General features: G+C 59.7%; 20 protein-coding genes. All 20 read right to left on the bottom strand.

The annotated features are described in order from the left end of the window. Nucleotides 1–1,587 (bottom strand): RNA polymerase sigma factor RpoD (gene rpoD / locus AC11W3_RS07200; RefSeq protein ID WP_484092735.1); only part of this gene is annotated, 1,587 nt, incomplete at its 3' end. Between the two features lie 43 nt (nucleotides 1,588–1,630). Beyond that, on the bottom strand, nucleotides 1,631–3,391 hold the full coding sequence (gene dnaG / locus AC11W3_RS07205; protein ID WP_484088741.1) for a DNA primase: 1,761 nt from the start codon (nucleotides 3,389–3,391) through the stop codon (nucleotides 1,631–1,633). Between the two features lie 9 nt (nucleotides 3,392–3,400). Beyond that, a complete protein-coding gene (locus AC11W3_RS07210; RefSeq protein WP_484088740.1) occupies nucleotides 3,401–3,916 on the bottom strand; it encodes a CvpA family protein in 516 nt (171 codons plus the stop codon). Between the two features lie 116 nt (nucleotides 3,917–4,032). Continuing rightward, nucleotides 4,033–4,476 carry a GatB/YqeY domain-containing protein gene (locus AC11W3_RS07215; RefSeq protein ID WP_484088739.1) on the bottom strand — a complete coding sequence of 148 codons (444 nt, stop codon included), beginning with the start codon at nucleotides 4,474–4,476 and terminating at the stop codon, nucleotides 4,033–4,035. Nucleotides 4,477–4,484: 8 nt separating this feature from the next. Beyond that, nucleotides 4,485–4,682 (bottom strand): 30S ribosomal protein S21, encoded by a 198-nt coding sequence (rpsU, locus tag AC11W3_RS07220; RefSeq protein ID WP_011940832.1) that lies wholly within the window; start codon nucleotides 4,680–4,682, stop codon nucleotides 4,485–4,487. A gap of 132 nt (nucleotides 4,683–4,814) precedes the next feature. Beyond that, entirely contained in the window at nucleotides 4,815–5,144 is a 330-nt protein-coding gene (locus AC11W3_RS07225; RefSeq protein ID WP_484088738.1) for a phosphoribosyl-ATP diphosphatase, read from the bottom strand. A 39-nt stretch (nucleotides 5,145–5,183) separates the two neighbouring features. Next, nucleotides 5,184–5,942 carry an imidazole glycerol phosphate synthase subunit HisF gene (gene hisF / locus AC11W3_RS07230; protein WP_484092736.1) on the bottom strand — a complete coding sequence of 253 codons (759 nt, stop codon included), beginning with the start codon at nucleotides 5,940–5,942 and terminating at the stop codon, nucleotides 5,184–5,186. Between the two features lie 111 nt (nucleotides 5,943–6,053). Beyond that, a complete protein-coding gene (gene hisA / locus AC11W3_RS07235; protein WP_484088736.1) occupies nucleotides 6,054–6,785 on the bottom strand; it encodes a 1-(5-phosphoribosyl)-5-[(5-phosphoribosylamino)methylideneamino]imidazole-4-carboxamide isomerase in 732 nt (243 codons plus the stop codon). A 28-nt stretch (nucleotides 6,786–6,813) separates the two neighbouring features. Next, on the bottom strand, nucleotides 6,814–7,437 hold the full coding sequence (gene hisH / locus AC11W3_RS07240; RefSeq protein WP_484088735.1) for an imidazole glycerol phosphate synthase subunit HisH: 624 nt from the start codon (nucleotides 7,435–7,437) through the stop codon (nucleotides 6,814–6,816). Between the two features lie 244 nt (nucleotides 7,438–7,681). After that, nucleotides 7,682–8,269 carry an imidazoleglycerol-phosphate dehydratase HisB gene (hisB, locus tag AC11W3_RS07245; protein ID WP_484088734.1) on the bottom strand — a complete coding sequence of 196 codons (588 nt, stop codon included), beginning with the start codon at nucleotides 8,267–8,269 and terminating at the stop codon, nucleotides 7,682–7,684. A 49-nt stretch (nucleotides 8,270–8,318) separates the two neighbouring features. Beyond that, nucleotides 8,319–9,608, bottom strand: coding sequence for a histidinol dehydrogenase (hisD, locus tag AC11W3_RS07250; RefSeq protein WP_484088733.1), 1,290 nt, complete (start codon nucleotides 9,606–9,608; stop codon nucleotides 8,319–8,321). Nucleotides 9,609–9,655: 47 nt separating this feature from the next. Further along, entirely contained in the window at nucleotides 9,656–9,874 is a 219-nt protein-coding gene (locus AC11W3_RS07255; protein WP_484088732.1) for a hypothetical protein, read from the bottom strand. 11 nt (nucleotides 9,875–9,885) lie between these two features. Then, nucleotides 9,886–10,524 (bottom strand): ATP phosphoribosyltransferase, encoded by a 639-nt coding sequence (hisG, locus tag AC11W3_RS07260; protein ID WP_484088731.1) that lies wholly within the window; start codon nucleotides 10,522–10,524, stop codon nucleotides 9,886–9,888. A 206-nt stretch (nucleotides 10,525–10,730) separates the two neighbouring features. After that, a complete protein-coding gene (murA, locus tag AC11W3_RS07265; protein WP_484088730.1) occupies nucleotides 10,731–11,996 on the bottom strand; it encodes a UDP-N-acetylglucosamine 1-carboxyvinyltransferase in 1,266 nt (421 codons plus the stop codon). A gap of 59 nt (nucleotides 11,997–12,055) precedes the next feature. Further along, on the bottom strand, nucleotides 12,056–12,919 hold the full coding sequence (gene prmC / locus AC11W3_RS07270; protein ID WP_484088729.1) for a peptide chain release factor N(5)-glutamine methyltransferase: 864 nt from the start codon (nucleotides 12,917–12,919) through the stop codon (nucleotides 12,056–12,058). Between the two features lie 207 nt (nucleotides 12,920–13,126). Further along, nucleotides 13,127–14,200 carry a peptide chain release factor 1 gene (prfA, locus tag AC11W3_RS07275; protein ID WP_484088728.1) on the bottom strand — a complete coding sequence of 358 codons (1,074 nt, stop codon included), beginning with the start codon at nucleotides 14,198–14,200 and terminating at the stop codon, nucleotides 13,127–13,129. 89 nt (nucleotides 14,201–14,289) lie between these two features. Beyond that, nucleotides 14,290–15,195 (bottom strand): DUF1385 domain-containing protein, encoded by a 906-nt coding sequence (locus AC11W3_RS07280; RefSeq protein ID WP_484088727.1) that lies wholly within the window; start codon nucleotides 15,193–15,195, stop codon nucleotides 14,290–14,292. A 53-nt stretch (nucleotides 15,196–15,248) separates the two neighbouring features. Continuing rightward, entirely contained in the window at nucleotides 15,249–15,938 is a 690-nt protein-coding gene (gene thyX, locus AC11W3_RS07285) for an FAD-dependent thymidylate synthase (RefSeq protein WP_484088726.1), read from the bottom strand. A gap of 99 nt (nucleotides 15,939–16,037) precedes the next feature. After that, nucleotides 16,038–16,256, bottom strand: a complete 219-nt coding sequence (gene rpmE, locus AC11W3_RS07290; protein WP_484088725.1) for a 50S ribosomal protein L31 — start codon at nucleotides 16,254–16,256, stop codon at nucleotides 16,038–16,040. 100 nt (nucleotides 16,257–16,356) lie between these two features. Next, nucleotides 16,357–17,604 carry a transcription termination factor Rho gene (gene rho, locus AC11W3_RS07295; RefSeq protein WP_484092737.1) on the bottom strand — a complete coding sequence of 416 codons (1,248 nt, stop codon included), beginning with the start codon at nucleotides 17,602–17,604 and terminating at the stop codon, nucleotides 16,357–16,359. Nucleotides 17,605–18,018 lie beyond the last annotated feature (414 nt).

Below are 18,018 nucleotides of genomic sequence, written 5' to 3' on the forward strand. Positions count from 1 at the left end.
CTCCTCGCGCGGCGTCAGCGTCGCGAGCACCTTGCGGGTCTGCTCCTCGAGCGAAAGCGCCATCGCGGCATCCGCCGGCGAGATGCTCTGGCGGTCCTCGACGAAGTCGCCGAGCGAGCTCTCCTCCTCGTCGCCGATCGGGGTCTCCAGCGAAATCGGCTCCTTGACGATCTTGAGCACGCGCTGGACCTTGTCGAGCGGCATCTCCATCTGCTCCGCGATCTCCTCGGGCGTGGGCTCGCGGCCGAGCCGCTGCACCAGCAGGCGCGTCACGCGCAGAAGCTTGTTGATGGTCTCGACCATGTGGACCGGGATGCGGATGGTGCGGCCCTGGTCGGCGATCGCGCGCGACATCGATTGCCGAATCCACCAGGTCGCGTAGGTCGAGAACTTGTAGCCGCGCTGGTATTCGAACTTGTCCACCGCCTTCATGAGGCCGATGTTCCCTTCCTGTATCAGGTCCAGGAACTGCAGGCCGCGGTTGGTGTACTTCTTGGCGATGGAGACGACCAGACGGAGGTTGGCCTCTACCAGTTCGCTCTTGGCGAGCTTGGCCTTTCTCTCGCCTTCCTCGATCGCCAGGAGGGCGTTGGCCAGTTCGCAGGCCTTGAAGCCCGATTCCTGCTCGATCTTGCGGAGCTTCTTCTCGATGGTGCGGTAGCGCTTCTCGAGCTTCTGTCCCTCGTCCGAGCTCAGGTTGAGCTTCTTGTTGAACTCGGACTCCGAGGCGCCGTGGAGTGAATCGAAGGTGGAAAGGAAGGGATCCTTCTCGGTCCCGGTCTCTTTCTCCAGCTCGGCTATCTCCTGCATGACCAGATCGACCTTGCAGGAGAGCTCTTTCAGTCGCTGAGCGATCTTCTCGATGTGCCTGTCCTTCAGGCGCAGCGATTTGAGGTGCTCGGCCATGTCGATCTTGAGCCCGGTCTGCTCGGTCTGCAGCGCTTCGCGCTCCCCGGCCGATACCGTATCCGGCTCCAGCGCGGTCTGGATCTCCTCCATGCGCTGGTTCAGCTCCTTGATCTGGTCGATGATGCCGAGGACTCTCATGGCCTGGAGATCCTCTTCACCTTCCTCCAGAACCTCTTCCTCGACGTCCTTGCTGATCTCTATGGCCCCGATCTGCAGCTTCCTGAGGCGCTCGCCCAGCGAAATCACCTCGTTGACAGTGATCGGGGTGTTCAGGATGACGCTCGCCACGTCGCGCTCGCCAACCTCAATCCTCTTGGCTATTTCGACCTCGCCCTCGCGGGTAAGGAGGGAGACGGAGCCCATTTCGCGCAGGTACATACGTACGGGGTCGCTGGTGCGCCCGAGGGTGCCGGGCTCGAACTCGACCTCGCCCTCCTCCCCTTCGTGCTCCCCTTCCTCTTCCTCGAGATCCATCTTGATCTTCGGGATTTTCACCTTCTGGGCGGAATCGACTATTTCGATGTCCATATCGCCGAACATGCTCATGACGTCATCGATCTGGTCCGAGGAGACCATGTCGGGCGGCAGGAGGTCGTTCACCTCTTCATAGGTGAGAAACCCCTTTTCCTTGCCGAGGTCGATGAGCTGCTTCACTTCGTCCATGCTTTTTTTGGCCATTAAACACGCTCCGCTACCACTTGTTGCTGCTTATGTTTTAATTTTACAGTAATTTCGATTTTTTATTGCGCAACTTTTCTAATTCAGCCAGAATCTCAAGGTACCGTGGAGAATCAGGATCCACGGTGGCAAGCTCCCTCGCCAGGAGCTTCCCCCCTCCCTTGACCGCACTCCGTTCCAATGCCTGACAGCACTGCTCGAACGCCTTGATCGGGTTCATATCCTCCAGGTGGGCGTCCTCCACAAAAAGAGCCAGTAGCCGCGTCCGCTCCTCGGGTAGCTCCAGCTGCTCGAGGATACGGGGAAGATCGACCTCGCCCTGTGCCGTCTCCGCGACAATGGCCTCGGCTACGGCGAGGTGTGCGGCTCCGAAGAGATTCGCGGTGCCGTAGTGCCTTACCTTCTCGACCACCTCGGGGTATTTCACCATCAGCGTCAGCAGCACATCCTCGGTCCGGGAAGACGCCGGCTGGGCCTTCGGCTGTGGTCGTGGCTGGGGCTTAACCGCCGGGGTCGCGACGCCCCCTTTCTTGTACAGGGTGGCCTGGTCGATGCCTACTGCCCGGCAGATCTCTTTCTCGTACAGGGCCCTCTCGACCGGGTCTGCAATTTTCTGCAGCCTGGGGGCCACCTCGTTGATGAAGGCGACCTTCCCCTCCACGTTGCCGGTGTCCATGCTTTTGAGCAACCCGCGGTAGAAGAACTCGAAGATCGGCTGGGCCTTCTCAAGGAGAGGGGCGAAGGCTGCGCCACCCTCGCGACCGATGAAGGTGTCGGGGTCATCCCCGGCGGGAACTTCCACGACGCGCGCCGGGAATCCTTCCTCCAGGAAGAGCTCCATCGACCTGACCGTTGCCTTCCGGCCGGCCTCGTCGCCGTCAAAGAGCATGTAGACCCGCTCGGCGTAGCGCCTGAGGACCTTCAGGTGTTGCGGCGTGAGGGCCGTGCCGCAGGTGGCCACCACGTTGCTGTAGCCTGCCCGGTAGAGCGCGAGATGGTCGAAGTACCCTTCGACGATGATGGCGCTCCCTTTTTCCCTCATCCCCGATTTCGCCAGGTCGAGCCCGAAGAGGACCTCGCTCTTGCGATAGACCAGCGACTCAGGGGAGTTGATGTACTTCGGCAGCGAGTCGTCCATGACCCTGCCGCCGAAACCGATGGCGCGGCCGTGCAGGTCGGCTATGGTGAAGAGGAGGCGATTGCGGAAGGTGTCGTAATAACCGCCGCCATCCCTCTTTCTTAAAAGCCCCAGCTTCTCGGCCTGCTGGAAAGATATTCCCTTGAGCTGCAGGTGCTTGGCCAGGTTGTCCCAGCCGGCAGGTGCGAAGCCCATCCGGTAAGTCGCCGAGGTGGCGTGATCGACCCCGCGTCGCTGAAGGTAGCTCCTGCCGCCCGATCCCGCCTCGTCCGACTCCAGTACCCGCCGGTAGAACTCGCAGGCCAGTTCGTTGATGTGGTAGAGCTGCTCCCGCTCGTCTGCCGTGAGCTTCTCTTCCCTGGTGAGGGGCCTCTCGGGTATCTCCACGCCGACCCGCTTGGCGAGCAGCTTCACGGCCTGCGGGAAATTCATCCCCTCCATTCTCATCACGAAATCGAAGGCGTTGCCGCCTGCGCCGCAGCCGAAGCAGTGGAAGATTCCCCTCGCGGGGTTGACGTTGAAGGACGGGGTCTTCTCGCCGTGAAACGGGCACAGACCCTGGTAGTTAGCCCCGGACTTCCTCAGGCTCATGTAGTCGGAGATGACCTGCAGGATGGGAGCCCTCTCCCGCACTTCCCTAACCTTGTCTTCAGGTATCATCGACACTTTGTTTTCCTACTCCTTCGGCTCTCCTTTCACTGGAGGCGCCTCGGTTCTGCGCTTTTCCCACCCCGCGGCGATGTCTGCGCCGGTCGACGCGAAGGCCTGCGCGGTCTTCGAGGACCAGATCATCTTTCTCATCTTCTCCGGGACCGGCTTCATCGTGGCGAGGTAGAGGATGACGCAGAGCACGAAGCCGCCCTCAAGAAATCCAAAGAGGATCCCGCCGATACGGTTTATCCCTCCCAGCAGCATGATCTTGAATATGACGGTGAGCAGATGTCCGAGAAGATAGAAGAGGATGCCGAGCAGCAAAAAGATGAGGAGGAACGACAGCGGCTGCGCCACATGCTGGGGGAGGTTGATGAGATACCTCAACGCCAGGCTGAGAGAGGAATAGTATCTAAAGGCGGCCCAGCCGCCCGTGACGAGGCCAAGGAGAGAACAGGCTTCCCTGATGAGACCCTTCGAGAAACCCTTTGCCACAAAGAAGATCAGAACAGCCCAGATAAGGATATCGAGAAGGATCATGCAAACACCTGGTCAGCGTACACAAAGCAAAAGAAGGGGCAATCGCGAGATTGGCCCCTACTCAATACACAAAACCCGCAACCACCCCCGGGAGGCCTTCCTTCCCGGGGGTGATGTCACGCGAGCTTCTCCTTCACAATTTCGCTCACCAATTTTCCATCTGCTCGGCCGGAGACGGAAGGGGCAAGGGCCTTCATGACCTTGCCCATATCCTTTCCGCTTGTGGCGGAGGTCTCCGCGATAGCCTTCTCTACTAGAGATTCCAGCTCATCCCGGGTCAGCTGCTGGGGCAGGAAGCTCGTCAAGAGCGCCAGTTCGGCTTCTTCCTTATCCACTAGCTCCTGTCTGCCTGCTTCCTTAAAGAGCCGTATGGATTCCCTGCGCTGCTTGCAGAGGGTTGATATGGTTTCGGTGATTTCGGCATCGTTCAATTCACGCCTGAGCTCGATGTCGCGATTTTTCACCGCGGAGATAACCATGCGGATTGCTGAAAGCCGGAGCGTATCGCGGCTCTTCATGGCTTCCTTCATCTCCGTTTGAAGTCTCTCCCGAAGTTGCATATGTCCTCTTAGTCAACCATCTTACGCTGTTTTTTCAGGGCACGCTTACGAGCTGCAATGGCCTTTTTCTTCTTCTTGATACTCGGCTTCTCGTAGTGCTCTCTTTTGCGGACCTCTGAAAGGATCCCTGCTTTTTCACACTGCTTCTTGAACTTTTTCAGCGCCAGTTCAAACGGCTCAGCTTCTTTTACCTTTACTCCCGGCATCCATATTCCCCCCCCTTCTGTTTCTAGATTTACTACTTTCGTGGGTAGATCCGGCCGGCAGACATTCTTCAAGGAACAAGCAATATATCATAGTGGCATCAATTGTCAATGAGTTTGTGCCGCTTCGCGTTTTCATTTTTCCCGCGACTGCTTCTCCTCTATTCCGGAGATGCCAAAGCGGCGCCTGAGCTCATTATAGACTTCCTCGGGATCGATGTCATAGAAGCCGAGCAGCACGAGGTTGTGGAAGATGAGGTCGGCGGTCTCGTAGACGATCTCCTCGCGCTTGCCGCCCTTGCCGGCGATGACGACCTCGGTCGCCTCCTCGCCGATCTTTTTGAGGATCTTGTCGATCCCCTTGTTCATGAGGCTCGCGGTATAGGAGCTGTCGGTGGGGTTCGCCTTGCGATCCTGGATCACCCGGTAGACCGCGGCTATGATATCGTCCTTGTTCTCTGCCATCACATTACTCCTAAGCGGGCTTCTTATTTTTCAGAACCTTTACAGCCTTACAGCAACTCCCCTGTCGCGGAGGTACTGTTTGGCCTCTTCGATGGTGTGCTCGCGGTAGTGGAAGATGGAGGCTGCGAGGCAGGCGCTGGCGCCACCCTGGGTGAAGCCGTCATAGAGGTGCGAGAGGCCGCCGACTCCGCCGGAGGCGATAACGGGAATGCTGACGGCGTCGACCACAGCGCGGGTGAGGGGGAGGTCATAGCCGTCCTTGGTGCCGTCGCGGTCCATGCTGGTAAGGAGGATTTCACCGGCGCCCATGCTTTCCATCCGGCAGGCCCACTCGATCACATCGAGGCCGGTCGGCCTCCTGCCGCCGTGGGTGTAGACTTCCCAGCCGCCGTCGGCCCTGCCGCGGGCATCGATGGCAACCACGGTACACTGCGAGCCGAACTTCTCGGCTGCTTCGCTGACGAACTCGGGGCGGTGTACAGCGGCGGTGTTGATGGAAACCTTGTCGGCGCCAGCGTTGAGAAGCCTGCGGATATCCTCGACCACCCTTACGCCGCCGCCGACGGTGAGCGGCATGAAGACGCGCTCGGCGGTGCGGCGCACCACGTCGATGATGATGTCGCGGTCGTCAGAGGAGGCGGTGATGTCGAGGAAGGTGAGCTCGTCAGCGCCCTGGCTGTCGTAGAGTTCCGCGATCTCGACAGGATCGCCGGCATCACGAAGACCCAGGAACTGGACCCCTTTCACAACCCTTCCACCCTTGACGTCAAGACAGGGAATAATCCTTTTTGTCAGCACTGTTCGTTCTCCAAAACTAGTAGAAGCTATTCCCCTTGAGGTGCAACGGTCCCTCCTTTGGAAAAGGGGGAACGGGGGGATTTAGAGCCGGCGCCTTAAACGTGGCTGCTGTCACGCTGCCCTTTTGGTAAGTGCAATCGCCTCTGCAAGCTTGATGGCGCCGGAATAGATGGCCTTGCCGGTGATGACCCCGGTGACCCCGGAGGATTCAATGGCCATCAGGTTCTCGATATCCTTCAAAGAGGAGAGCCCACCGGAGGCAATGACGGGGATGCTGATGGCCTCGGCCAGCGCCTTGGTCGCCTGGATGTTCGGGCCCTGCATCATCCCATCGCGGCTGATATCCGTGTAGATGATGGCGGATACGCCGTAGCCCTCGAACTGTTTGGCCAGGTCGGTCGCGGTGATGCCGGTGACCTCAGCCCAACCCTGGACGGCGACCATGCCGTTCTTGGCGTCAATGCCGACCACGATTTTTCCGGGGAAGAGGGCACATGCCTCCTTCACGAACTCCGGATTTCTCTGGGCGGCAGTCCCGATGATGACCCGGCCGATGCCGAGGGAAAGGTAGGCTTCGACGGTGGCTATGTCCCTGATCCCGCCGCCGAGCTGGGTGGGGATGGTAACGGACTTGACGATGTTCTCGATGGCCGTGCGGTTCTTGGGCTCGCCGGCGAAGGCGCCGTCAAGATCGACGATATGCAGGAGCTCGCCCCCCTGTCGCTGCCACTCGGCAGCCTGGGCGCCGGGGTTGTCATTGAAGACGGTATCCTTATCCATCAGCCCCTGCTCCAAGCGGACGCAGCAGCCATTCTTCAGGTCGATCGCGGGAATAACTATCATTTCAGCTCCAATATCATCATTCGAAAGATTACTTCATCTCCGCAAAATTCCTCAGCATCGCCAGCCCCTTGTCCTGGGATTTCTCCGGGTGGAACTGCGTGGCCACGATGTTGTCCTTCCAGATGGAGGAGCAGAAATCGATGCCGTAGCGAGTCGTGGAGGCTATGACGTTGTCGTCCTCCGGCTTTACGTAGTACGAGTGCACGAAGTACACGTTCGTGCCGTCAGCTACGCCTTCAAAGACGGGAGCCTGCCGCTTCACGGAAAGCTGGTTCCATCCCATATGCGGGACCTTCAGTTCCTCGTCGGCTTCTTCCATCCCTTCCGGAAAGCGGAGGACGCGCCCGGGGATAATGTTGAGCCCTTTGTGTAGGCCGAATTCCTCGCTCTCGGTGAAAAGGAGCTGCAGGCCCAGGCAGATCCCGAGGAAGGGCTTGCCGGCCCCGATCACCTTGAAGATCGGGTCGATGAATCCACCTTCCTCCAGATTGCGCATGCAGTCACGGAAGGCACCGACCCCGGGAAGAACGACCCGCTCCGCATCGAGCAGGACCTTCGGATCGGAGGTGACCACCGCTTCGAAACCGACCTTTTCAAACCCCTTCTGGACTGAGCGGAGATTACCCATGCCGTAGTCAATTATTGCGATCATATCTGAATCCTTTAGGCACCGAAGTGCCGTTAAGCTAGTCGATCTTGAGGTTTCATATCCCTGTTAACAGCTCCCAGATACGGCGGGAGTGCGCCGTGGCAACTTCCCTCATCCGCCCCTTCGGGGCACCTTCTCCCGGGGGGAGAAGGATTCAGGTCCACATCCCCTCGCCCTACGGGAGAGGGTCAGGGAGGAGGGTCAGGGTGAGGGCGCCGCCGGCTCTGGTAATGCCGAATGGAAGCCTCTACAGCTTCCCCTTGGTCGACATGACCCCTTCGATCCTCGGGTCCATCTGCGTCGCCTGGTCAAGGGCTCGTGCGGCCGCCTTGAAGCAGGCTTCCACGATGTGATGGACGTTGTCACCGTACATGAGGTTGACATGGAGGTTGGCCCCGCAGTGGTTGACGAAACCCTGGAAGAATTCCCTGACCAGCTCCACGTCGAACTCCCCGATTTTGACCTTCGGCAGAAGAACGTTGTAGACCAGGTAAGGCCTCCCCGACAGGTCGGTTGCCACGCTGGCCAAGGTCTCGTCCATGGGGACGACGGCATTGCCGTAGCGGCGGATGCCGCATTTGTCGCCGAGGGCTTCCTTGAACGCCGATCCCAGGACGATGCCGATGTCCTCAACGGTGTGGTGGAAGTCGATGTCGATATCGCCGTGGGCCTCGACCTTCAGGTCGAACAGGCCGTGCCGGGCGAAGAGGTCCAGCATGTGGTCCAGAAAGGGTACGGACGTGCAGATCTGCGCCTCTCCCTTACCGTCGATTTCCAGGGAGAGCTTGATCTGCGTCTCCTTGGTGATCCGCTCGATGACTGCCGATCTTGCCATGTCGCCTCCTCGATGAACTTCAAAAACAGCAAATTGAAAAAAATCGTTACTAGTCGTCCAGCCTGAGGCTCACCGACCTGCCATGAGCGTCCAGACCCTCGAGAGCCGAGATCCGGACGATATCTTTGCCGACCCTCTGCAGGCCGCCCCGGGTGAAGTGGATGATGGAGCTTTTCTTGACGAAGTCGTCAACCGACAGGGGGGAGAAGAACCGGGCCGTACCGCCGGTGGGAAGGGTGTGGTTAGGCCCGGCAAGATAGTCACCCGCCGCTTCCGGCGTGTAGTGTCCCATGAAGATGGCGCCTGCATTGGTGATCAGCGGCAGGATCTCGAACGGGTTCTCCACCGCCAGCTCCAGGTGCTCCGGGGCGATCCTGTTGGAGAAGGCGATGGCCTCCTCGAGGTTGCCGGCCACGATGATGACGCCGAACGACGTCCAGGACTTCCTTGCGATGGCTTCCCTGGAAAGCACCTTCAGCTGCTGCTCGACCTGAATAGCGACAGCCTCGCCGAAGGCGCGGTCGGTAGTGATGAGGACTGACGACGCCAGCTCGTCGTGCTCCGCCTGCGACAGCAGGTCGGCTGCGATGTGGACGGGATTTCCGCTGCCGTCGTTGATCACCAGGATCTCGCTCGGTCCGGCGATCATGTCGATCCCGACCTGCCCGAAGACCAGCTTCTTCGCGGTGGCGACGTAGATGTTGCCGGGGCCGGTGATCTTGTCGACGCGCGGGATGGTCTTTGTGCCGTAGGCCAAGGCCGCGACAGCCTGGGCTCCGCCGATCTTGAATATGCGGTCTACCCCGGCAAGCTTTGCCGCCACAAGTACGTGCGGATTGAGCTCCCCTCCGGGGGCGGGAACCACCATGATGATTTCGCCGACACCAGCGACCTTGGCCGGAACGGCATTCATTATCACGCTGGAGGGATAGCAGGCCTTGCCGCCGGGGACGTAGATGCCGACCTTGGCGAGCGGTGTCACCTTCTGGCCCAGCATGATGTCCGCTTCCTCGGTGGAGATCCAGCTCTGCTGCTTCTGCTTTTCGTGGAACCGGGTCACCCTTTCCACGGCGAGCTTCAGGGCCGAGAGGTCCTGTTCATCCAGGTGGGAAAAGGCCTTCTCGAAATCCTCCCCGGTTACCTCGAGACCGGCCGCGTCGCATTCGAGGCGGTCAAAGCGCTTGGTGTATTCTAGGAGGGCGTCATCACCGCGCTTGCGCACGTCGCTGATGATGCCGAGAACGACCTCTTCCACCTCGCGGCCTGACTCCTCGCCGCGCTCGACGATGGCATCAAATTTTGCCTGAAAACCCTCTTCCGATATATCGAGGAACTGCATCTTCAACCTCGCTGGGACAATTAAATTAAGAGCACAGACAGCCGGAGTTACTTGCCCAGCTGCTGCTCGATTGAATCAAGTCTCGCCTGCGATTCCTTCACCTGGTCTTCCAGCCTTCCGATGCGGTTATAAATGGAATCGAGATGGCCTAGTACCTGTGACATCCGCTCGTCATGCTCAGTCAGCTTTTCATTGATTGATTCGAAGTCGGGTTTCAGGATCTTCTGATAGAAATCAAGCAGGGCGTCAGCCAACTTCTTTTCCATGTAGAACCTCTCTAGATGTGCTGCTCCAGCCCCTGGATGATCTTGGAGATCCGGTCATGCTTGGTCTTGAGGCTGGCCCGGTTCACGATGAGCCTGCAGGTGATCTCGGCAATGGTCTCGATCTCCACCAGTCCGTTTTGCTTCAGGGTCTCGCCGGTGGAAACGAGGTCCACGATGCGCTCGGAAAGGCCCACCAACGGGGCCAGCTCGATGGAGCCGTAGAGCTTGATGAGTTCGACCTGGACGCCCTTGGCAGCGAAGTACTTCTCGGTGACGTTCGGGTACTTCGTCGCGATCCTGATGTTGTTCCAGGCGGAAGGGTCGTCCTTGCTGGAAAGCTCAGCCGGTTCCGCTACCATCAGCCGGCAGTAACCGAATTTCAGATCGAGCGGTTCATAGAGGTCCTTCTCCTGCTCCATCAGGGTGTCCTTCCCGACGATGCCCAGGTCGGCGCAGCCGTATTCGACATAGGTCGGCACGTCGGTGGCGCGGACGATCATGTAGCGCATCTTCTGCGCCTCGTTTTCGAAGACCAGCTTCCTCGTGTCCGAGAGAAGCTCCTCGCAGTCGATGCCGATCTTCTTGAAGAGGGCGACGGAATCCTGGAGGATCCGTCCTTTCGGTATGGCAATGGTGATGAAATCTGGCATGAGAACCTCTGCAGTGATAGAAACTGTCCCCATCAAAGGGGCTTTGTACTAGCTCCCCCTTTTTCAAAGGGGGGCTTTGCTCAGGCTCCCCCCTTGATAAAGGGGGGCTGGGGGGGATTGCCTCTGTCTGACCGAAGCCAAAGCTAAATCCCCCTAAATCCCCCTTTGACAAGGGGGACTTCGAACCTTCTTTAAACAACGGGGGATTACACCTGGTTGTTGTCCTGAACCCTGGTGATGTCGGCGCCCAGCGCGGCGAGCTTCTTCTCGATCGCTTCATAGCCCCGGTCGAGGTGATAGATGCGGGAGATCTCGCTGGTGTTGTCCGCTGCCAGGGCGGCCAGGATCAGGGAGGCCGAGGCACGCAGGTCGGTCGCCATGACCGGGGCTCCGGAAAGCTTCTTCACGCCCTTCACGGTGGCGCTATGGCCCTCGACGATGATGTCGGCGCCAAAACGGAGGAGCTCGGACACGTGCATGAAGCGGTTCTCGAAGATGTTCTCCGTGATGACGCTGGTCCCCTCCGCGATGCACATGAGAGCCATGAACTGTGCCTGCATGTCGGTCGGGAAGCCGGGATACGGCCTGGTCTTGATGTTGACGCTTTTGATCTTCTTAGGCCCTTTCACCTGGACCACGTTGTCCTTGTTGATGATCTCGACACCGACATCCTGCAACTTGAAGGTGAGGGCGTCGAGATGGTCGAGGCGCATGTTGTTGATCTTGATATCTCCGCCTGTCATGGCCGCGGCAATCATGAAGGTCCCGGCTTCTATCCTGTCGGGCATTACCGTATGGTTCGCCGGGGTGAGCTGCTCCACACCCTTGATGCGGACCGTATCCGTGCCGGCGCCGTCGATCTGGGCACCCATCTTGATCAGTATTTCCGCGAGGTCGACGATCTCCGGCTCGCGCGCCGCGTTCTCGAGGATGGTTTCACCTTCGGCGGTCGCCGCCGCCATAAGGAGCTGCTCGGTTCCGCCGACGGTGGAGATGTCGAAGTTGATCCGCGCGCCCTTGAGTCGCTTGGCCTTCGCCTCCACATAGCCGTGCTCGAGGGTGATCTCGGCGCCCAGCGCGGCAAGACCTTGCAGGTGCAGGTTGATGGGCCGTGCCCCAATGGCGCAGCCGCCGGGAAGGGAAACGCGGGCCTGGCCAAAGCGCGCCAGCAGCGGTCCCAGAACCAGAACCGAAGCGCGCATGGTCCGGACCAGGTCATAGGTGGCTTCGAAGCTGTTGAGGTCGGTGGTGTCGATCTTGACGAGGTTCCCTTTCCCCTCGACCCTTGCGCCCAGCTGTTCCAGCACCTTGATGGTGGTGTTTATGTCCCTCAGGAAGGGGACGTTGCTGATCTCGTGGCACCCGGGCGCCAGGATCGTGGAGATGAATATGGGGAGGGCGGCGTTCTTGGAACCACTTACGGTTACCTCGCCGGAAAGCTTGTTGCCGCCATGAATTATGAGCTTGTCCACTCTTACCTCTTTTACCTTTTTGCGTATTGCCTGCCTCTGTCGAGGAGGAACAGGGGCGCCTAGCTTTCTGCCAGCCTGCCGCCTACCACCCGCTCTATTCCGGCGGGATCGATCTCGGAGAAAGACTCCGAGGAGAAACCATTTTTTTGAAGCAATTCGAGCACCTGGGGAGCCTGCCCCGCACCGACTTCGAGTAGCAGCCACCCTCCCGGGTTGAGGTGCTCGGGAGCGGCCGAAGTGATGGCGCGATAGAAATCGAGGCCGTCAGCTCCGCCGTCGAGGGCGCCGACCGGCTCGAACCCCCGGACCTCCTGCTGCAGGGTTGCGATCTCCGCCGCCGGGATGTAGGGCGGGTTGGAGACGATCATGTCGAAGCGCCGTCCGGGGAAGGGCTCGAAGAGCGAACCCTCGAAGAACCGGACCTCCGCCCCGTTTTTCTCGGCATTGACGCGGGCGACGGCGATGGCCTCGGCCGAGACATCGATCGTCGAGACCTCCGCATCATGGAGGGCCTTGGCGAGGGCGATCGCCACGCAGCCGCTTCCTGTCCCGATGTCGAGGATGCTGCGGGTCCCGGTCGCTCTCCTCACCGCCTCCGTTACCAGCACCTCGGTATCGTGGCGCGGTATCAGGACCGCGGGAGAGACCTCGAACTCGAGTCCCATGAACTCCTGGGTCCCCAGGATGTACTGCAGCGGCTCACGCTTACCGCGCCGGGCCACCATGCCCCGGTAGGCTGCCAGTTCCTCATCGCTCAGCGGCTTGTCGAAGTTCAGGTAAAGGCCGACCCTGTCCAGGTGGAGCGCCTCGCAGAGCATCCACTCAGCCTCAAGCCTCGGGTTTTCCACGCCTTTTTCGGCGAGATAGCCCTTGGTCCAGTTGAGGATCTTGAGCACGTCCCATTTTTCCCGCTGCGTCGTCATATCGTGATGCCCGAAAGGCGAACTCTCTGTAGGAGCGGCTTCCACGCCGCGAATTTGTGCCGTGAAGAACTGCAGGTGCGGCAGCTGCCATGGTAGGTTCGCGCCTGGAAAGGCGCCCCTACGTCATTCGCAGGTAGGTTCGCGCCTGGAAGGCGCTCCTACGTCATTCGCGGCTCTCACCGCCTTTCTCCCGGAGGGCGAGGAGGGTTAGGCCCCTTCGCTTTGCGCCTGCAGCGCCTCCATCTGGTAGTGAGCCCTCAGCGAGGCGGTGATCTCGGTGATGTCGCCGGCCATGATGGCGTCGAGCTTGTAGAGCGTGAGGCCGATCCGGTGGTCCGTCATCCTCCCCTGCGGGAAGTTGTAGGTCCTGATCCGCTCGCTCCTGTCGCCGCTGCCGACCTGGCTCTTGCGGTCCGCCGCCATCTTCGCGTTCTGCTCGGTAACCATGGAGTCGAGGATCCTGGACTTCAGGACCTTCATCGCCTTGGCGCGGTTCTTTATCTGGCTCCGTTCTTCCTGGCAGGCCACCACGGTTCCGGTCGGGATATGGGTGATCCTGACGGCGGAGTCGGTCGTGTTGACATGCTGGCCGCCGGCGCCGGATGAACGATAGACGTCGATCTTGAGGTCGGTCGGGTTGATATCGATGTCGACGTCTTCCGCTTCAGGAAGGACCGCGACGGTGCAGGCGCTGGTGTGGATGCGCCCTTGCGCCTCGGTCTCCGGTACGCGCTGCACGCGGTGGGTTCCCGACTCGTACTTCAACTTGGCGAAGACCCCCTGGCCTTCTACGAGGGCCACGACCTCCTTGAAGCCGCCTTTCTCGGACTCCGAGGCGGAGATGACTTCGACACGCCAGCGGTTACCCTCGGCGAAGCGGGAGTACATGCGGAAGAGGTCGCCCGCGAAGAGGGCAGACTCGTCCCCGCCGGTTCCGGCACGGATCTCGAGGACGACGCTCTTGTCATCGTTGGGATCCTTCGGCAGCAGGAGGAACTTGATCTCCCCTTCCAGTTGGCTGCGGCGCTCTTCAAGGCTCAGAAGCTCGGCCTGCGCCATCTCCCGCATCTCCTGGTCCGGTTCCTTGAGGAGTTCCCTGTTGTCCTCCATGTCGGCGAGGATCTTCTTGTACTCCCGGAAGGCCGCCACCAGTTCGGCAAGCCCGGCGTGCTCTTTGGAGAGACGCCTGAACTCCGTCTGGTTCGCCAGCACCTCCGGATCCGAGAGGAGCGACTCCAGCTCCTCGAATCGTCTTTCCAGTTCCGCTATCTTTTCAAACATAAAAACCTCTGTGAAAGGTGAATAGTGAATAGTGAATAGTGAAACTACTCTTCAGTCTATTCACCATTCACTATTCACCATTCACGTTTTTAAACAACCAACCTGTCATCCATGTGGCCGCCGTTGATCTCGAGCGCGACCTGCATGGACTTGATCGCCACCTCGATCTGGCTGTCGTCCGGCTCCCGGGTGGTCAGCCGCTGCAGTGCGAGGCCCGGGGCGATCAGGAGCCTCACCAGTGGATTTTCGTCATGCTTGGCCGTCCATTTCAGGACCTCGTAGGAAAGGCCGGCGATCAGCGGAAGGAGGATGACCCTGGAGCCGGCCTTGAGGTAGAACGGCCACAGCTTCGGTATCAAAGAGAAGACCAGGATGCTCACCAGCATGACGATCAGCAGGAAACTCGTCCCGCAGCGCGGGTGGAGGCAGCTGTACTTGCGGACGTTCTCCACGACCAGTTCCTCGCCGGCCTCGAAGGTGAAGATCGACTTGTGCTCGGCGCCGTGGTACTGGAAGACCCGCTGGATGTCGGCCATCCTGGAGATGCCGATGATGTAGATCAGGAAGACGGCAACCCGGATCACGCCGTCCACCAGGTTGAAAGCTATGTTGGAGCCGCCGATGACGGGGACCAGCAGCTTGGTCAGGTAGAGGGGCATGATGAAGAAGAGGACGATGCCGAACCCGAAGGCCGCGGCCATGGTCCCGCCGACGGCCCAGCTGGAGAGCTCCTCCTTCTCCTCGCCTTCGGCGAGTGCCTCGTTGGCGGAGAAGTTGAGCGCCTTGATGCCGGTCACCAGGGAGGCGAAAAGCGCCACCGCTCCCCTGACGATGGGGAGCTTGACGATGGGGAATCTCTCCGAAAGAGGGATCACCGTCTCGCTTTTTACCGATATCACCCCGTCGGGACGCCTGACGGCGATGGCCAGCGAGCGGGGTGCCCGCATCATCACGCCTTCAAGTACGGCCTGTCCGCCTATGTTAATCTTTGACATGGTTACCTCTTGTGAAGCCCGCCATGCGGGCCCTGAAAGAAACCCTACCCGGTTTACAACCCCTGGAAAAACTCCCGGACGTCCGCCATCTTGCCGCAGCACATCGACCCTTCCGGGCATGGGCCATTGAGGCAGCCGGGACCGGCCTTGCCGAAGACGGTCGGAGCGATCGGGCGGACCAGCCTGAGCATCTCGATCGCCATGGCCCGGATCTCCCACTGCGCCCGCTCACAGCACCGCACCCCGAAGAAGTGCAGCAGCTCGCGTCCGTTCATGGTGACGATGATCTTGGTCTCGGTGGCGTTCGGCAGCAGGTACCGTGCATCCTCGGCCGGCACCCCGGCCTCGACGAATGCGGCGTAGGTCGCGTGGAGTGCTGCCACCTGGGCCTCGAACTTTTCCAGCAACTCCGGGTTCCCGGCTATCGAGGGGGGGGTGACGACGGCGAATCGCTCCTTGTGGGAGACGTAGCGCTGGGACTGCTGTGAATAGGAGGCGACCCGGTGCCGGACCAACTGGTGGGTCGTGACCCGCGAGATGCCCTCGATCCCGAAGGTGAAGGAGGCGTGCTCCAGCACCGACTGGTGACCAAGTGACATGATCTTGTCGAGGAAGTTCTTGATATCGGCGCCGGAGAGCTTCTCTTTGAGCGCATCTATGCCGACGTGGGAATAGCAGAGCCGGGCCGCCAGTGCGATGGTCAACTCGGGCTCGGGGGTGTGTTGGAGAAGCGCAACCTTCATGAAGATCCTTCAAAGGCCATGGTGCTCATACAATAAACGAAATAAGGGGATTTCGCCATAGACAAAATCCCCTCAATGGATCCGCAAACGCGAGAGCCCTTAATCTTGGGTCGGCTTTGCCTCGATGTTGTATCTCTTGCGGAAGCGCTCGACGCGGCCCGCGGTATCGATCAGTTTCTGCTTCCCGGTGTAGAACGGGTGGCACTGCGAGCAGATCTCCGTGGAGATCTCAGCCTTGGTGGAACGGGTCTGGAACTGGTTGCCGCAGAGGCATTTGACCGTAATTTCATCGTACTTGGGGTGGATTTCTGCCTTCATATCTTCCTCCTCGCGGGGCGCCGCCCCGTTAACTATGCATGATTTAAAGCCGGAAAGTATGTACAAATAACACCATCGGCCCAAAGTTTCAACATTTTTTTCACTTGCTCATGGAATCGAGGAAGTCCTTGTTGCTCTTGGTCCCCTGCAGCTTGGAGATCAGGAACTCCATGGAATCGACCACGTTCATGGGGTGGAGCACCTTCCTGAGGATCCAGATGCGGTTGAGGGAGGACTTCTCGATCAGCAGCTCCTCCTTCCTGGTGCCGGACTTGTTGATGTCGATGGCGGGGAAGGTCCTCTTTTCGACCAGCTTGCGGTCCAGGTGGAGCTCCATGTTGCCGGTGCCCTTGAACTCCTCGAAGATGACCTCGTCCATCTTGCTGCCGGTGTCGATCAGCGCGGTGGCGATGATGGTCAGGGAGCCCCCTTCCTCGATGTTCCTCGCGGCGCCGAAGAAGCGCTTCGGCTTGTGCAGGGCGTTTGAATCGACACCGCCGGAAAGGATCTTGCCGGAGGGCGGGATGACGGTGTTGTAGGCGCGGGCCAGACGGGTGATGGAGTCGAGCAGGATGACGACGTCGCGCTTGTGCTCGACCAGTCGCTTGGCCTTCTCGATGACCATCTCGGCCACCTGGATGTGGCGGGAAGCCGGCTCGTCGAAGGTGGACGAGACCACCTCGCCCCTGACCGAGCGCTGCATGTCGGTCACCTCTTCCGGCCTCTCGTCGATCAGGAGCACGATCAGGAAGACCTCGGGGTGATTTTCAGCGATCGAGTTGGCGATGTTCTGGATCAGCATGGTCTTGCCGGTCCGGGGGGGTGCCACGATCAGGCCCCTCTGCCCCTTGCCGATCGGTGCGATAAGTTCCATCACGCGGGTCGACATGTTGTCGTGGGTGGTCTCGAGCTTGAGCTTCTCTTCCGGGTAGAGCGGAGTGAGGTTGTCGAAGAGGATCTTGTCTCGCGCCACCTCGGGGGATTCGTGGTTGACCGTCTCGACCTTCAGCAGGGCGAAGTAGCGCTCGCCTTCCTTCGGGGGGCGGATCTGGCCCGCCACGGTATCACCTGTGTGCAGGTTGAAGCGGCGGATCTGGGAAGGAGAGACGTAGATGTCGTCCGGCCCCGGGAGGTAGTTGTAGTCCGGTGCCCTGAGGAATCCGAAACCGTCCGGCAACGTCTCCAGCACCCCTTCGCCGAAGATCATCCCGTTCTTCTCGGTCTGGGCATTGAGGATGGCGAAGATCAAGTCCTGCTTGCGCAGGCTCGAAGCCCCCTCTATGTTGAGACCCTTGGCAATCGCCGTGAGATCGTTAATCTTCTTCTCTTTAAGTTCCTGTAAATTCATCTGTTCTCCTGATATGGCGAAACTGCACATCGATTCGGCGATGCCTGGATGCGAGTGGCGGGTATCGTATTGACGTGTTTCACGGATGAGTGGGCATGGGTGACATGCGCGGACTGCCTAATATGCTAAGGTCTGTGAATTTGTAGTGGCCTTGAGGTGTCGGTGCGAATTCGGGTATGAGAAATATGGGGTTTTATAAGGATCGATGCTTAGGTCTGATTGAGGATAAGTAAATTTATACCCTTCACCTAATAATGTTGTCAACTTTTTTTTAGCTGCCGGAACTCTGTTTGCGGGAGCCGAGGTCCCGTCAGAGGCCCATCCCGCAGTGCCGACCGGTCTGATATCGCGGGGTTGCCCATCTCCTGGTCATTAGCATTTTCCTTGCCAGATTCTCATGGCGGATCTTTGACC

This window comes from Geomonas sp., assembly GCF_056994735.1.

Bases quoted from the DNA above. Each gene is read 5' to 3' on its own strand.
- AC11W3_RS07210 (WP_484088740.1), bottom strand. From the start codon at position 3,916: ATGATCCTTCTCGATATCCTTATCTGGGCTGTTCTGATCTTCTTTGTG.
- AC11W3_RS07215 (WP_484088739.1), bottom strand. From the start codon at position 4,476: ATGCAACTTCGGGAGAGACTTCAAACGGAGATGAAGGAAGCCATGAAG.
- rpsU (WP_011940832.1), bottom strand. From the start codon at position 4,682: ATGCCGGGAGTAAAGGTAAAAGAAGCTGAGCCGTTTGAACTGGCGCTG.
- AC11W3_RS07225 (WP_484088738.1), bottom strand. From the start codon at position 5,144: ATGGCAGAGAACAAGGACGATATCATAGCCGCGGTCTACCGGGTGATC.
- hisA (WP_484088736.1), bottom strand. From the start codon at position 6,785: ATGATAGTTATTCCCGCGATCGACCTGAAGAATGGCTGCTGCGTCCGC.
- hisH (WP_484088735.1), bottom strand. From the start codon at position 7,437: ATGATCGCAATAATTGACTACGGCATGGGTAATCTCCGCTCAGTCCAG.
- hisB (WP_484088734.1), bottom strand. From the start codon at position 8,269: ATGGCAAGATCGGCAGTCATCGAGCGGATCACCAAGGAGACGCAGATC.
- hisD (WP_484088733.1), bottom strand. From the start codon at position 9,608: ATGCAGTTCCTCGATATATCGGAAGAGGGTTTTCAGGCAAAATTTGAT.
- AC11W3_RS07255 (WP_484088732.1), bottom strand. From the start codon at position 9,874: ATGGAAAAGAAGTTGGCTGACGCCCTGCTTGATTTCTATCAGAAGATC.
- hisG (WP_484088731.1), bottom strand. From the start codon at position 10,524: ATGCCAGATTTCATCACCATTGCCATACCGAAAGGACGGATCCTCCAG.
- prmC (WP_484088729.1), bottom strand. From the start codon at position 12,919: ATGACGACGCAGCGGGAAAAATGGGACGTGCTCAAGATCCTCAACTGG.
- prfA (WP_484088728.1), bottom strand. From the start codon at position 14,200: ATGTTTGAAAAGATAGCGGAACTGGAAAGACGATTCGAGGAGCTGGAG.
- AC11W3_RS07280 (WP_484088727.1), bottom strand. From the start codon at position 15,195: ATGTCAAAGATTAACATAGGCGGACAGGCCGTACTTGAAGGCGTGATG.
- thyX (WP_484088726.1), bottom strand. From the start codon at position 15,938: ATGAAGGTTGCGCTTCTCCAACACACCCCCGAGCCCGAGTTGACCATC.
- rpmE (WP_484088725.1), bottom strand. From the start codon at position 16,256: ATGAAGGCAGAAATCCACCCCAAGTACGATGAAATTACGGTCAAATGC.
- rho (WP_484092737.1), bottom strand. From the start codon at position 17,604: ATGAATTTACAGGAACTTAAAGAGAAGAAGATTAACGATCTCACGGCG.